This window comes from Noviherbaspirillum soli (genome assembly GCF_015352955.1).
Taxonomy (GTDB): domain Bacteria; phylum Pseudomonadota; class Gammaproteobacteria; order Burkholderiales; family Burkholderiaceae_D; genus Noviherbaspirillum_A; species Noviherbaspirillum_A soli.
The window spans coordinates 182,273-195,755 of the sequence record NZ_JACYOX010000003.1; the positions used below are offsets into that span (position 1 = coordinate 182,273).

At 65.3% G+C, this 13,483-nt stretch carries 13 protein-coding genes; 8 read left to right on the forward strand and 5 right to left on the reverse strand.

The window, feature by feature from the left end; translation table 11 throughout:
* Positions 1 to 288 precede the first annotated feature (288 nt).
* Positions 289 to 1,638, reverse strand: a complete 1,350-nt coding sequence (locus IGW04_RS04885; protein ID WP_194711911.1) for an MFS transporter — start codon at positions 1,636 to 1,638, stop codon at positions 289 to 291.
* A 156-nt stretch (positions 1,639 to 1,794) separates the two neighbouring features.
* Here IGW04_RS04885 and cyoA point away from each other — a divergent pair, with 156 nt between their 5' ends.
* The 7 genes from cyoA to IGW04_RS04920 are packed head-to-tail and all read left to right on the forward strand — an operon-like array spanning position 1,795 to position 8,591.
* Positions 1,795 to 2,877 carry a ubiquinol oxidase subunit II gene (gene cyoA, locus IGW04_RS04890; protein WP_194711912.1) on the forward strand — a complete coding sequence of 361 codons (1,083 nt, stop codon included), beginning with the start codon at positions 1,795 to 1,797 and terminating at the stop codon, positions 2,875 to 2,877.
* Positions 2,861 to 4,855: a cytochrome o ubiquinol oxidase subunit I gene (cyoB, locus tag IGW04_RS04895; RefSeq protein WP_194711913.1), complete on the forward strand. Its 1,995-nt coding sequence runs from the start codon at positions 2,861 to 2,863 to the stop codon at positions 4,853 to 4,855. The genes cyoA and cyoB overlap by 17 nt, the downstream gene beginning before the upstream one ends.
* Positions 4,848 to 5,483, forward strand: a complete 636-nt coding sequence (gene cyoC / locus IGW04_RS04900) for a cytochrome o ubiquinol oxidase subunit III (RefSeq protein ID WP_194711914.1) — start codon at positions 4,848 to 4,850, stop codon at positions 5,481 to 5,483. The genes cyoB and cyoC overlap by 8 nt, the downstream gene beginning before the upstream one ends.
* On the forward strand, positions 5,480 to 5,908 hold the full coding sequence (cyoD, locus tag IGW04_RS04905) for a cytochrome o ubiquinol oxidase subunit IV (RefSeq protein ID WP_194711915.1): 429 nt from the start codon (positions 5,480 to 5,482) through the stop codon (positions 5,906 to 5,908). Before cyoC ends, cyoD begins: the two co-directional genes overlap by 4 nt.
* Complete coding sequence (locus IGW04_RS04910) at positions 5,905 to 6,735, forward strand: SURF1 family protein (protein WP_194711916.1); 831 nt, start codon at positions 5,905 to 5,907, stop codon at positions 6,733 to 6,735. The genes cyoD and IGW04_RS04910 overlap by 4 nt, the downstream gene beginning before the upstream one ends.
* Entirely contained in the window at positions 6,719 to 8,065 is a 1,347-nt protein-coding gene (locus tag IGW04_RS04915) for an ATP-binding protein (RefSeq protein WP_194711917.1), read from the forward strand. The genes IGW04_RS04910 and IGW04_RS04915 overlap by 17 nt, the downstream gene beginning before the upstream one ends.
* A complete protein-coding gene (locus IGW04_RS04920) occupies positions 8,055 to 8,591 on the forward strand; it encodes a response regulator transcription factor (RefSeq protein WP_194711918.1) in 537 nt (178 codons plus the stop codon). The genes IGW04_RS04915 and IGW04_RS04920 overlap by 11 nt, the downstream gene beginning before the upstream one ends.
* A 41-nt stretch (positions 8,592 to 8,632) precedes the next feature.
* Here the strand turns inward: IGW04_RS04920 and IGW04_RS04925 are convergent, their stop codons facing one another.
* From IGW04_RS04925 to IGW04_RS04935, 3 genes are all read right to left on the reverse strand, one after another.
* Positions 8,633 to 9,100: an Lrp/AsnC family transcriptional regulator gene (locus tag IGW04_RS04925; RefSeq protein ID WP_194711919.1), complete on the reverse strand. Its 468-nt coding sequence runs from the start codon at positions 9,098 to 9,100 to the stop codon at positions 8,633 to 8,635.
* A gap of 484 nt (positions 9,101 to 9,584) precedes the next feature.
* Complete coding sequence (locus IGW04_RS04930; RefSeq protein WP_194711920.1) at positions 9,585 to 10,028, reverse strand: YaiI/YqxD family protein; 444 nt, start codon at positions 10,026 to 10,028, stop codon at positions 9,585 to 9,587.
* A 110-nt stretch (positions 10,029 to 10,138) separates the two neighbouring features.
* Complete coding sequence (locus IGW04_RS04935) at positions 10,139 to 11,986, reverse strand: AI-2E family transporter (RefSeq protein WP_194711921.1); 1,848 nt, start codon at positions 11,984 to 11,986, stop codon at positions 10,139 to 10,141.
* 274 nt (positions 11,987 to 12,260) lie between these two features.
* Between IGW04_RS04935 and IGW04_RS04940 the strand changes: the two genes are divergently transcribed.
* On the forward strand, positions 12,261 to 13,178 hold the full coding sequence (locus IGW04_RS04940; RefSeq protein ID WP_228526859.1) for a YihY/virulence factor BrkB family protein: 918 nt from the start codon (positions 12,261 to 12,263) through the stop codon (positions 13,176 to 13,178).
* A gap of 133 nt (positions 13,179 to 13,311) precedes the next feature.
* Here IGW04_RS04940 and IGW04_RS04945 read toward each other — a convergent pair whose 3' ends face one another.
* Positions 13,312 to 13,464, reverse strand: coding sequence for a hypothetical protein (locus IGW04_RS04945; RefSeq protein WP_194711922.1), 153 nt, complete (start codon positions 13,462 to 13,464; stop codon positions 13,312 to 13,314).
* Positions 13,465 to 13,483: the final 19 nt, after the last annotated feature.

Here is a 13,483-nt window from a genome sequence, read left to right on the forward strand (position 1 = left end):
ACGCTGCCCGGCGCGCAAGGCAGAGGAGCAGGATGGATGGAAAGAATGGCAAGTCCCACGCGCTGCAATATCGCATTGCTCAAGCGCCAATGGTAGGAAGGCGGCCGCAAAGCGCTCTTGACGTGGGTCAAAATTTTACGGCCGCGCTCCGGAAGGGGGGAGGACGAGGCCGCGCTGTGCGGTCTGGCGGGAGACAGGCTGGGAGGAGAATTGCGGGGATCGCAGATTCCCGACGCGGCATGTCGCGTCGGGCCTGCTGGTCCGGGCCGGGCGGCCCGGCACGGTTTTCTAGTTCCTGATTTCCAGCGCGCGGTTCAGGCTCAGTGCCGCCAGCGAGCCGACCGCGCCCGACAGCAGGTACAGGCTGACATAGGCCAGGCCGAAGTGGGCCGACAGGCCCAGCGCCACCAGCGGCGCGAAGCCGGCGCCGACCAGCCAGGCCAGGTCCGAGGTGAGCGCCGCGCCGGTGTAGCGGAAGCGGGCCGGGAAGTTGGCCGTCACCGCGCCTGCCGCCTGGCCATAGGACAGGCCCAGCAGCGCAAAGCCCAGCAGCACGAACACGTTCTGGCCGAACTCGCCGCCATTCATCAGGCTGGGCACCGAGGCGCTGAATGCCGCGATCAGCACCGCCAGGCTGCCCAGGGTGTTGCGGCGGCCGAAGCGGTCGGCGATCAGGCCGGACAGGATCACGCAGACCAGCGCAATGGCCGCGCCGCCGATCTGCACCAGCAGGAAGTCGCCGACGTCGCGCAGCGAGTACAGCTGGATCCAGGACAGCGGGAACACCGTCACCAGGTGGAACAGCGCGTAGCTGGCCAGCGCGGCCAGCGCGCCGATCAGGATGTTGCGGCCCTGCGAGCCCACCATCTCGAACACGCCGGTCGGCTGCAGTTCGTTCTCGTCCAGCAGGTGCGAGTATTCGGGCGTGGACACCAGGCGCAGGCGCGCAAACAGCGCCACCACGTTGATGGCGAAGGCGACATAGAAGGGATAGCGCCAGCCCCATTCCAGGAAGTCCTTGTCGGCCAGCGAGTGCAGCAGGAAGGCGAACAGGCCGCCGGCGAGGATGAAGCCGACCGGCGCGCCCATCTGGCCCAGCATCGCATACCAGCCGCGCTCGTTTTCCGGCGCGTTCAGCGCCAGGAGCGACGGCAGGCCGTCCCAGGAGCCGCCCAGCGCCAGGCCCTGGCCGATGCGCAGCACGCTCAGCAGGATCAGCGCGGTGCCGCCCAGCTGCGCATAGGTCGGCAGGAAGGCGATGCCGGCGGTGGACAGGCCCAGTATGAACAGCGCCAGCGTCAGCTTGGCCTCGCGGCTGTAGCGGCGCTGGATCGCCATGAAGATCACGGTGCCGATCGGGCGCGCGATGAAGGCGAAGGAAAACAGGGTGAAGGAATACAGCGTGCCCTGCAGCGTGTCGGCGAAGGGGAAGAACACCGACGGGAACACCAGCACCGAGGCGATGGCGTAGACGAAGAAGTCGAAGTACTCCGATGCGCGGCCGATCACCACGCCGATCGCGATTTCGCCGGGGGCGATGTGGCTGCCCCGGGTATTGATATTGCGGGCGTCGTCGCCAGCTGTGGAAGCGCGCGGACCGCCGGCGGCGGACCCGTCGTAAGTTGCCGGTTTTGCCATGAACGTGACTCTTTCTGAAATGCCTTTTGTGGCCGATACCCCGAGCCTAGCCTGTGTGCCGGGGTGCGGGCAAGGGGGGTGGGACAAAACGTCCAATCGGCAAGGACGCCGGGGAAGGCTAAAGTAGCATGTCAGCCATCCTCCGTATTGCATAGCATGATTCCATCCAATCTTCTTCGCGGACTCGGCTTGTTGTCACTCGTATTGCTTGCAGGTTGCGATATGGTGGTGATGAACCCGTCCGGCGACATTGCCAAGCAGCAGGGCCAGCTCGTTGTCGCATCGACCCTGCTGATGCTGTTGATCATCGTCCCCGTCATCGCGTTGACGCTGCTGTTCGCATGGCGTTACCGCAAGAGTAACACCAAGGCCCGCTATGAGCCCGACTGGGACCACTCCACCCAGCTGGAACTGGTGATCTGGGGCGCGCCACTTCTGATCATCATCGCGCTGGGCCTGCTGACCTGGATCAGCACCCACCTGCTGGACCCGTACCGGCCGCTGCAGCGCATCGACGAGAACCGGCCGCTGGCGGCCAACGTCAAGCCGCTGGAAGTGCAGGTCGTGGCGCTGGACTGGAAATGGCTGTTCATTTACCCGGAGCAGGGCGTGGCAAGCGTCAATGAGCTGGTGACGCCGGTGGACGTGCCGATCAACTTCAAGATCAGCGCATCGACCGTGATGAACTCGTTCTACATCCCGGCGCTGGCTGGCCAGATCTACGCGATGCCGGGCATGCAGACCCAGCTGCACGCGGTGATCAACAAGCCCGGCGTGTACGACGGCTTCTCGGCCAACTACAGCGGCGCCGGCTTCTCGCACATGCGCTTCAAGTACCACGGCGTGAGCGACGACGACTTCAAGGCCTGGGTGCAGAAGACCAGGGCGGCCGGCGGTGAACTCAGCCGCGACGGCTACCTGGCGCTGGAAAAGCCGAGCGAGCGCGAGCCGGTGCGCCGTTATGGCGCGGTCGCCCCTGGCCTGTTCAATGCCATCGTCAACCGCTGCGTCGACGCCAAGGCGGTCTGCATGGACGAAATGATGGCCGCCGACATGCAGCGCGCAAAGAGCAGCGTGGTACGCAAGGAAGAGCACACGCCTGGCGTGGCGGTTCCCGCAGGCGGCATCACCGGCAACCAGAACTCGACCGTGCCGTCGTCGGACGCTGGTCCGGCAACCGCGCCTTCGCCTTCACATTCTATGGATTCCAAGAAAAGTCACCATGACCGAGCACACTGATCTCATCTTCGGCCGGCTGAGCTGGGAAGCGATCCCGTATCACGAGCCCATCCTGCTGGTCACCTTCGCCGCCGTCGTCCTGGGTGGCGCGGCCGTCCTTGGCCTGCTGACCAAGTTCCGCCTGTGGGGACCCCTGTGGCGCGACTGGATCACCAGCATCGACCACAAGAAAATCGGCATCATGTACGTCATCCTCGGCCTGGTGATGCTGCTGCGCGGCTTCGCCGACGCGCTGATGATGCGCCTGCAGCAGGCGATCGCCTTCGGCGACAACGCCGGCTTCCTGCCGCCGCACCACTATGACCAGGTCTTCACCGCCCACGGCGTGATCATGATCTTCTTCGTCGCCATGCCGCTGGTGACGGGCTTCATGAACTACCTGGTGCCGCTGCAGATCGGCGCGCGCGACGTTGCCTTCCCGTTCCTGAACAACTTCAGCTTCTGGATGACGGCCGTCGGCGCCGGCCTGACCATGGTTTCCCTGTTCGTCGGCGAATACGCCAAGACCGGCTGGCTGGCCTATCCGCCGCTGTCGGGCATCCTGGCCAGTCCCGATGTCGGGGTGGACTACTACATCTGGTCGCTGCAGCTGGCCGGCGTCGGCACGCTGCTGTCGGGCGTGAACCTGATCGCCACCATCGTCAAGATGCGCGCGCCCGGCATGACCATGATGAAGATGCCGGTCTTTACCTGGACCGCGCTGTGCACCAACGTGCTGATCGTGGCCGCCTTCCCGGTGCTGACCGCGGTGCTGGCCATGCTGTCGCTGGACCGCGTGGTGGGCACCAACTTCTTCACCAACGACCTCGGCGGCAACTCGATGATGTACGTGAACCTGATCTGGATCTGGGGCCACCCCGAGGTCTACATCCTGGTCCTGCCCATCTTCGGCATCTTCTCGGAAGTGGTGTCCACCTTCTCCGGCAAGCGCCTGTTCGGCTACACCTCGATGGTGTATGCGACGGTGGTCATCACCATCCTGTCCTACCTGGTGTGGCTGCACCACTTCTTCACCATGGGTTCGGGCGCCAGCGTGAACTCGTTCTTCGGCATCACCACGATGATCATCTCGATCCCGACCGGCGCCAAGATCTTCAACTGGCTCTTCACGATGTACCGCGGCCGCATCCGCTTCGAGCTGCCGATGATGTGGACCGTGGCCTTCATGGTGACCTTCGTCATCGGCGGCATGACCGGCGTGCTGCTGGCGGTGCCACCGGCCGACTTCGTGCTGCACAACAGCCTGTTTTTGATCGCGCACTTCCATAACGTGATCATCGGCGGCGTGCTGTTCGGCCTGTTCGCCGGCATCAACTACTGGTTCCCGAAAGCCTTCGGCTACAAGCTCGACGAGTTCTGGGGCAAGATGTCGTTCTGGTTCTGGGTGGTGGGCTTCTACCTGGCCTTCATGCCGCTGTACGTGCTGGGCCTGATGGGCGTGACCCGCCGCATGAGCCACTTCGACGATCCGTCGCTGCAGATCTGGTTCCAGATCGCCGCGCTGGGCGCCGTCTGCGTCGCCATCGGCATCGGCTCGATGCTGGTGCAGTTCGCCGTCAGCTACCTGCGCCGCGAATCGCTGCGCGACAACACCGGCGATCCGTGGAATGGCCGCACCCTGGAATGGTCGACCTCGTCGCCGCCGCCGGACTACAACTTCGCGTTCACCCCGATGGTGTATGACAACGACACCTGGGCCGACATGAAGAAGCGCAACTACAGCCGTCCGCTGAAGGGCTTCCAGCCGATCCACATGCCCAGCAACACGGCGGCCGGCTTCATCATCGCCATGCTGTCCGGCGTGATGGGCTTCGCCCTGATCTGGCAGATGTGGCTGGTGGCCGGCCTCGGCTTCGTCGCGATGCTGGCAGCCATCATCATCCATACGTTCAACTACAAGCGCGACTTCTACATTCCTGCCGATCAGGTAGTCCGTACCGAAGAGGCGCGCACACGTTTGCTGGAAAGCCATGTCTGATATCACCATGAACCACAACGCGGCCGCGCGCGCCGACGGCGAAGCGCTGTTCCACGTCACCGAGCATCATCCGGAGAACGGCACCCTGCTGGGCTTCTGGCTCTACCTGATGAGCGACTGCCTGGTGTTCGCCTGCCTGTTCGCCGCCTATGCGGTGCTGGGCCGCAGCTACGCCGGTGGCCCGACCGGCGCCGAGCTGTTCGACCTGCCGCTGGTGGCGATGAACACCGCGCTGCTGTTGCTGTCGTCGATCACCTATGGCTTCGCGATGCTGGAGTCGCAGAAGAAGCGGCTCAAGTCCACCCTGGTCTGGCTCGGCATCACCGGCCTCCTGGGCGCCGGCTTCCTGGGCCTGGAACTGTACGAGTTCTCGCACCTGATCCATGAGGGCGCGGGCCCGCAGCGCAGCGCCTTCCTGTCGGCCTTCTTCACGCTGGTCGGCACCCACGGCCTGCACGTGACCTTCGGCATCATCTGGCTCATCACGCTGATGTTCCAGCTCGGCCGCCACGGCCTGATCCCGGAAAACAGCCGCCGCCTGATGTGCCTGTCGATGTTCTGGCACTTCCTGGACGTGATCTGGATCGGCGTCTTCACCTTTGTCTACCTGATGGGAGTACTGCCATGAGCGCGCATCCGCATCACGCGGCGCACGGCGCCGGCCACGATCACCACGATCACCATGGCCACCACGGTCATGATGACCATGCCGACCACGGCAGCCTGAAGACCTATGCGATCGGCTTCGTGCTGTCGGTGATCCTGACCGCCATTCCGTTCTGGCTGGTGATGAACAAGACCTTCGACAAGTCCAGCACCACCGCGCTGGTGATCCTGGCCTTTGCCGCGGTGCAGATCGTGGTGCACATGGTGTACTTCCTGCACATGAACACCCGTGCCGAAGGCGGCTGGTCATTGCTGGCGCTGGTCTTCACGCTGGTGCTGGTGGTGATCACGCTGTCGGGCTCGATCTGGGTCATGTATCACTTGAACACCAACATGATGCCCGGCATGGCGCCGGGCGGCGCGCATCAGATGCATCAGACGCCATGACAGGCGACACCGCGCGGCCGGGCCGCGCGGCTTCCCCGGAGGCCGCGCAGCATCCGCGCAGCAAGGCAAAAAGGCTGGCACTGGCGATCTTCGCGGTGCTGGCCTTTGCTGTTTTTGCGGCGCTCGGCACATGGCAGGTGGTCCGGCTGCAGTGGAAGCTGGCGCTGATCGAGCGCGTCGAGGAGCGGGTGCATGCGGCCCCGGTGGCCGCGCCCGGCCCGGAGCGCTGGGCGCAGATCAGCGCCGAGTCCGACGAGTACCGGCAAGTCAGGCTGGCCGGCAGCTACCGTTACGAGAAGACGGTGCGGGTGCAGGCAGTCACCGACCTGGGCGCCGGCTACTGGCTGATGACGCCGCTGGTCACCAACCAGGGCAGCATCGTGCTGGTCAATCGCGGCTTCGTTCCGGCCGGGCAGGGCGATGCCGGGTTCGGCCCGGCCAGGCCGGGCAGCGGCGCCGCCGAAGTCAGCGGCCTGCTGCGCATGAGCCAGCCTGGCGGCGCCTTCCTGCGCAGGAACGATCCCGCCGCCGGGCGCTGGTATTCCCGCGACGTCGGTGCCATCGCCGCGGCCCAGGGCCTGGGCAGCGTCGCGCCCTATTTCATCGACGCCGATGCAGCCAGCGCCGAGCGCGACGCGCGCCAGGCGCCCGGGCCGGCGCCGGTCGGCGGCCTGACGGTGGTTTCCTTCCATAACAACCACCTGGTTTATGCTCTCACCTGGTATGCGCTGGCGCTGATGGTGGCGGGCGCGTTTTACTGGGTGGCGCGCCAGGAACGCCGGCGCGCCACCCCCGACCGGGAAGAAGCCGATGGCAGCAACAACTGAAGCAGTCACTGACAAGCCGGAACTGAAGCGGGCCAGCGTCGCGGCCGGGGTGGAGCACGTCGCCAGCCGGCTCAACATGGTGCAGCTGATCCAGCTGCGCTGGTTCGCCGTGATTGGCCAGGTCAGCACGATTGCGATGGTGAGCATCGTGCTGCGCATACCGCTGCCGCTGCCGCAGATGCTGATGGTGCTGGCCTGCCTGATCGCCTTCAACCTGGGCAGCCAGATGCGCTGGCATGAAGGCCGCCCGGTCAGCAACCGCGAACTGTTCCTGGCCCTGCTGGTGGACGTGGGCAGCCTGACGGCCCAGCTCTATTTCAGCGGCGGCGCCTCGAATCCCTTTGCCTTCCTGTACCTGCTGCAGGTGATCCTGAGCGCGGTGCTGCTGGAAGCCTGGACCACCTGGCTGATCGTGATCATCACCAGCGCCTGCCTGGCGGGGCTGTCGCTGTGGTCGGTGCCGCTGTCGCTGCCGCCCGAGCACGACATCGGCTTCTTCAGCCTCTATGTGCAGGGCATGGTGATCTGCTTCGTCCTCAATGCCTCGCTGCTGGTGGTCTGCATCACCCGCATCAGCGACAACCTGCGGCGCGGCGCGGCGCAGCTGGCCGACCTGCGGCAGCGGGCTGCCGAGGAAAAGCACATCGTGCGCATGGGCTTGCTGGCATCGGGCGCGGCGCATGAACTGGGCACGCCGCTGGCCACGCTCTCCGTGATCCTGGGCGACTGGCGGCACATGCGCGAGTTCAAGGACAACCCAGACCTGCTGGAAGAAATCACCGAGATGGAAACCCAGCTGCAGCGCTGCAAGGCCATCGTCAGCGGCATCCTGCTGTCCTCGGGCGAGGCCCGCGGGGAATCTTCGGCCCGCAGCACGATCAGAACTTTCCTGGACCAGCTGGCCGCGGAATGGCGCGAAAGCCGGCCGGCAGTGGCCTTCGTCTATGAGAACCGGCTGGCGCAAGACCTGCCGGTGGTGTTCGATTCCACCCTCAAGCAGATGATCTTCAACATCCTCGACAATGCGCTGGAAGCCTCGCCGTCCTGGCTTTCGCTGGTGGCCGAGCGGGAAGACGATGCGCTGGTGCTGACGGTCTGCGACAGCGGTCCGGGCTTTGCGCCCGGCATGCTGGAACAGGTGGGCACGCCCTACCAGTCGACCAAGGGCAAGCCGGGCCGCGGCCTCGGGCTGTTCCTGGTGGTGAACGTGGCCCGTACCCTGGGCGGCAGCGTGGCCGCCAGCAACCGGCCCGAAGGCGGTGCCCAGGTGCGGGTGGCGCTGCCGCTGGCCGCCATCACGCTGGCAGAGGAGAGCGACGATGCCGCCTGAACGACTGCTCCTGATCATCGAGGACGATGCCGCTTTCGCCCGCACGCTGGGCAAGTCCTTCGAGCGGCGCGGCTACCGGGTGCTGATGGCCACCAGCCTGGACGAAGCCGCGGCGCTGCTCAAGCAGCACAGCCCCGGCTACGCGGTGGTTGACCTGAAGCTCAACGGGAACACCTCGGGCCTCGCCTGCGTGCAGATGCTGCACAAGCACGACCCGGCCATGCTGATCGTGGTGCTGACCGGCTATGCCAGCATCAATACCGCGGTGGAAGCGATCAAGCTGGGCGCGGTGCAATACCTCGCCAAGCCGGCCAACACCGATGACATCGAGGCAGCGTTCGGCCATGTGGCCGGCAGCGAGCCGGTGGAGCTGACCAACCGCGCCACCTCGATCAAGACGCTGGAGTGGGAGCGCATCCATGAAGTGCTGGTGCAGACCGACTTCAATATCTCAGAGACCGCGCGAAGGCTGGGCATGCATCGCCGCACGCTGGCCAGGAAGCTGGAAAAGCAGCGCATCAAGTAGGCGCAGGCAAGCGCTGTCGTTGGCCGCGCCGGGCGGGCGCTTCAGGGCACCACCGAATGCACCCGCTTCAGGCAGCGCAGCGCAAAGGTGGAGCGGCTGTGGCGTATGCCGGGGATCTTGTAGAGCTTCTGGCGCAGGAAGCTTTCATACCCTTCGGTACCCGACACCGCGACCTTGATCAGGTAGTCGTACTCGCCGGTCAGCAGGTAGGCTTCCATCACTTCAGGCAGCAATGCCAGCGCGTCGCCGAAGCGCTGGAAGATCTCGTCGTCATGGCGTTCCAGCGTGACCTCGATGATCACCGTCTCGGGCAGCCCCATCGTGCGCTGGTCCAGCACCGCCGCATAGCCGGTGATATAGCCGGCGCCTTCCAGCGCCCGCACCCGGTTCCAGCAGGGCGTGGGCGACAGGTTGACCTGCTCGGCAAGTTTCTGGTTGCTGATGCGGCCGTCGCTGCACAGGATGCGCAGGATCTTGCGGTCGGTATCGTCGAGGCTGGCATCTTTCATGGCGAGGACTTTTTCCTGAAATCGGCTTGGGGAAAAGGATTATCCATTAAAAATGAAAATGACAGGAGAAGTAACTGCATTTAGTGGAATTTCGCTGAAAAAGAAAAAGCACCTTTTTTGCGCCGCCGGATAAGATTCTTCCATGCCCACAAGGCATCCACAGCGGCAAAAGAAGGTCGTTTCTTACCGGAGAGGACTGCATGCCGTTCGCAAGCATTGCGTTTGAAACCGCCAGGCCGCTGTATCCCAGCCGCCTGGCGGTTTTGTCATGAGAACACGGAATGGCCGGTCTGATGCAATAGGTTCAGTGAGCCGTCAGCCGGTAGTCAGGGGATTGTCAGGTTGCCTTCTCATAATGGAAAGCGTCACTTCGGAAAAGCCTTCCGGCGTGATATTTCATGATCCGACGTAACTCCATTACCGTTGCCCTTCACAGGTGCAACGGTTTTTTTTTCGCCGGCCTGCAAGCGGGCGGCGGACGGCTTCAGCGCCGGGCGAGCGCCCGGTCGAGCGCATTGGCGAAGTTTTGCCGGTCGGCATGGCTGAAGGCGGCCGGACCGCCAGTGTCCACGCCGCCGCTGCGCAGTTCTTCCATGAAGGCGCGCATCGTCAGCTGCTGGGCGATGGTGTCCCTGGTGTACCAGTCGCCGCGCGGATTGAGCGGCAATCCGCCCTTGTCCAGCACCAGGGCGGCCAGCGGGATGTCGCCGGTCACGACAATGTCGCCGGGGCTGACGCGCTCGACGATCTCGGCGTCGGCCGCATCCGCGCCGGCCGGCACCTGGAGCGCGCGGATGAAGCGCGAGCCGGGCACGCGGATCAGCTTGTTGGCCACCAGCGTGACATTGAGCTGCAGGCGTTCGGCCACCCGGAACAGGATGTCCTTGATGACGGATGGACAGGCGTCGGCGTCGACCCAGATATGCATGAGGAAGGCAGGAAGTCAGCAGGATCGTGCATTGTAACGGCAAGCCATGCGATGGCCGCGTCGGGCTGCTTGAGCGCCTGGGTGCAATGCCGCAGCGCCATGCCGCACTTTCAAACCGCGCTGGAAGCCGGCGCGGCTGCAGCCGGTGATGCGTTCACCGATTGCTCCAGCAGATCGGCCGCCGCAGCCAGCTTGCCAGCGACCGCATCGGCGCCGGTTTCCTTGGCCAGGTCGATGGCGCCATCCTCTTCCGCTGCCGGATTCCATGCGCCAAGCACGATCTTCAGGCCGGGCGCCCGCGCCTTGAGCCGCCGGATCACGAAGCGGGCGTAGGTACGCGGCCGCGGGCTCAGGTAGGACAGGCAGACCGCCTTGCAACCCGTCACGTCCAGGCTGCCGATGCCGTCCAGCGTGATTGCGGTGGCCGGCAGCAGGCGGGTGGCCACGCCACGGCCTTCCAGCACATGCGTCAGCAGCAGCGCGGCGACCGTGTCGAGCGCGCCGCGGCCGCCGATGCACAGGATGTCGACCCTTTCCACCGGCGGCAACGGTGCCGACGCCGCGCCGGAACCGCCATCCTTTGCGCCTTCCTGCTGCCGCTCGAGTATCTCGCGCAAGTCTTCCACCAGCATGCGCATGCCATCCGCCACCTTCTGCCGGTCTTCGATCGACGAGCCGCTCTTGCGGGCGCCTTCGGCCAGGCGCAGCGCGGCCAGCGCGATATCGTCATGGAAGGCCAGCACCGAACTGGCGGCCACCTCGGCTTCGGCCAGCTCGATGGCTTCCTCGATATCCCCGGCCAGCAGGCGCTGGTACAGCCGCTCTTCCGGCGACAGCACCGGCTCGCTGCCGAGCAGCACCTCGATGAAGGCCAGCCGCGGCACATAGCGGCCCATCACCACCAGGCATACGGTCAGCGGCGTGGCCAGGATCAGGCCCGGCGTGCCCCACAGCAGGGTCCAGAAGATGGCCGACAGGATCACCGCCATCGGCGTCATGCCCGTGCTGGAACCGTACAGCCACGGCTCGACGACATTGTTGCTGACCAGTTCGATCGTCAGGACCAGCACCAGCGTCCATAGCAGCATCGACCAGCCGGGGTCGACCACGAAGGCCAGGGTGAGCGGGAAAACCGCGGCAACCACCGGCCCCAGGTAGGGAATGAAGCGCAGCAGCGTGGCCAGGAAGCCCCACAGCATCGCGCCCGGCACGCCAATGAAATACAGGCCCACGCCCAGCGGTATGCCATAGGTGGCGTTGACCACGAGCTGCATCAGCAGGTAGCGGCTGACCCGGCTGGCGGCCTCGCTCAGCGCTTCGGTGGTGCGATGCAGGTCGCTGCCGGCCAGGCGGATGAAGCGATCGCGCAGGTCGCTGGGCGCCAGCAGCACGAAGAACACGAACACGATCACCAGGCCAGCGGTGCCGAGCGGCTTCAGGATCGGGTCCACCATGTCCTGCAGCGTGCGCAGCGGGTCGGCGACCGGTTCGACCCGCACCGGCACCGGTTCCCGCGCCCGGCCCTGGCCGCCGGTGTCGGCCGGCCTGGCGGTGCCGGTGGCTTCCGACAGGTCGCGGCCTATTTCCTTGACCACCTCGGCGCTGCGCTTGAGCGCGCCGCTGCCGGGCACGGCGCCGCTGATGGAGCGGATCTTCTGGTGCATGGTGCGCTGGTACTGCGGTATGTCGCCGATCAGCGTCAGTGCCTGGCGCCCGACCACGAAGCCGGCGCCGGCCAGCAGCGCGAAGACGGTGGTGACGACCAGCACCACGGCGGCAACGCGCGGCATCCTGGTGCGGCGCAGCCAGGCCACAGGCGGCGCCAGCAGGAAGCTCAGGAGGATCGCCAGCGCGAACGGCACGAAGATATCGCGGCCGACATACAGCACGGCGACCGTGATGAGCATCAGCGCGATGGTTGTCAGATTGCTGCCAGGCCGGGAAGGCGTATCGGACATGGAGGGAGGCCTTGAAAGCGTTGGTTCGTGTGTGCCCGCGGAGGTGCAGAGCCGGGCGGCATCCGCGGAAGCGGACAATGATCCTGCTTTCATTGTTATTTAAAATGCAAGAACGCGCGTTGCGCCTTCGCAATCGGCCTTATGGGCCGTTTTGCATTTTCGGGTCCCTGCCCGTATCCGTTTGGCCGCAGGCACTGCATCCAGTGCCGGCATCTGCGCATAAAGGTGATTGCGGATAAGGTGCGCGCCGCCTGGAACTGGAATGCTAGGCGGCATGCCAATTGCATCTCTTCGAGGCCTGGTCAGCGTGATCGACATTGCCATTCCCGGCTTGCGCGGCATCGGCGCGGCGACGGTGCTCAGGCAGACCTTGTCCCGCTTCATGGCGCATGACATGGTGACCCACGCCAGGGCGGTCACTTTCCAGGTGCTGTTCTCGTTTTTCCCCTTCGTGATCCTGTTCATGGCGCTGCTGGGCTACCTGGAAATAGTCAGCCTCTTCGATTACCTGCGCCGGCAGTCGGAAGTGTTTTTCCTGCGGCAGACCGCGCCGCAGATGAATGCCGTCATCGACCAGCTGCAGCAGCGGCGCCACGGCATGCTGTCCTTCGGCATCGTGTTCGCGCTGTGGGCATCCTCCTCGGCGATGCGGGCGATGATGAACGCGATGAACGTGATCTATGGCGTTCGGGAAGAGCGGCCGCTATGGAGGCGCTACCTGCAGTCCGTGCTGGCCACGCTGGCGGTAGGCGCCGCGCTGGCATTCGCGGTGACCCTGCTGCTGGTGCGGCCGGCGGCGATGGCGGTGCTGGCCGAGGACCTTGGCCTGCCGCACTGGTGGGCCGGCATGTGGGCCTGGTATCTGCGCTGGCCCGCGGTCCTGCTGCTGCTGACAGCGGTCGTGACGGTGATCTACTGGATCACGCCCGATGTCAAGCAGCGCTTCCGCTTCGTCACGCCCGGCGCCGTCATCGCGGTGCTGGTCTGGTTTGCCGCCTCGCTGGGCTTCGATTTCTATGTGCGCAATATCGGCAGCTACGACAGGCTGTACGGCAGCGTCGGCACGGCCGTGGTGCTGCTGCTGTACTTCTTCCTGACCTCGTTCATCCTGCTGTTCGGCGCCGAGCTCAATGCCGCGATCGAGCATCTGGACCCGGCCGGCAAGAACCCGGGCGACAAAAGCGCTGACTGAGCAGCGCCGCCCGGTTGTCGTGCGTGCGTGGCGTTTCCCCGGTCCGGATGGCCCCGGTGAAAGCGGGATGCGCTGGACGGATCAGACCGGCGCGACGCCGGTCCGGATGTTCCCGCCTGCGTGGCGCAGGGTATCAGCCGGCCTTGGCCGCGCTGCGCACCGCCGGCGGCGCGGCGCTCGAACTGTCTGTTTGCGCGCTGGGGGTGCCGGCCAGTACGGCGGCGGCAATGCTCAGTGCGATGCAGCCAAGGACGGCGAGCGCGGAAGACAGAACGATGCTTTTCATGATGCGTAGGGAATGTGAA

Excerpts from the sequence above, each read along its gene's own strand:
- IGW04_RS04930 (WP_194711920.1), bottom strand. The coding sequence starts at position 10,028 with ATGCATATCTGGGTCGACGCCGACGCCTGTCCATCCGTCATCAAGGAC.
- cyoC (WP_194711914.1), top strand. The coding sequence starts at position 4,848 with ATGTCTGATATCACCATGAACCACAACGCGGCCGCGCGCGCCGACGGC.
- IGW04_RS04945 (WP_194711922.1), bottom strand. The coding sequence starts at position 13,464 with ATGAAAAGCATCGTTCTGTCTTCCGCGCTCGCCGTCCTTGGCTGCATC.
- IGW04_RS04885 (WP_194711911.1), bottom strand. The coding sequence starts at position 1,638 with ATGGCAAAACCGGCAACTTACGACGGGTCCGCCGCCGGCGGTCCGCGC.
- cyoB (WP_194711913.1), top strand. The coding sequence starts at position 2,861 with ATGACCGAGCACACTGATCTCATCTTCGGCCGGCTGAGCTGGGAAGCG.
- cyoD (WP_194711915.1), top strand. The coding sequence starts at position 5,480 with ATGAGCGCGCATCCGCATCACGCGGCGCACGGCGCCGGCCACGATCAC.
- IGW04_RS04925 (WP_194711919.1), bottom strand. The coding sequence starts at position 9,100 with ATGAAAGATGCCAGCCTCGACGATACCGACCGCAAGATCCTGCGCATC.
- IGW04_RS04940 (WP_228526859.1), top strand. The coding sequence starts at position 12,261 with ATGCCAATTGCATCTCTTCGAGGCCTGGTCAGCGTGATCGACATTGCC.
- cyoA (WP_194711912.1), top strand. The coding sequence starts at position 1,795 with ATGATTCCATCCAATCTTCTTCGCGGACTCGGCTTGTTGTCACTCGTA.
- IGW04_RS04910 (WP_194711916.1), top strand. The coding sequence starts at position 5,905 with ATGACAGGCGACACCGCGCGGCCGGGCCGCGCGGCTTCCCCGGAGGCC.
- IGW04_RS04920 (WP_194711918.1), top strand. The coding sequence starts at position 8,055 with ATGCCGCCTGAACGACTGCTCCTGATCATCGAGGACGATGCCGCTTTC.
- IGW04_RS04915 (WP_194711917.1), top strand. The coding sequence starts at position 6,719 with ATGGCAGCAACAACTGAAGCAGTCACTGACAAGCCGGAACTGAAGCGG.
- IGW04_RS04935 (WP_194711921.1), bottom strand. The coding sequence starts at position 11,986 with ATGTCCGATACGCCTTCCCGGCCTGGCAGCAATCTGACAACCATCGCG.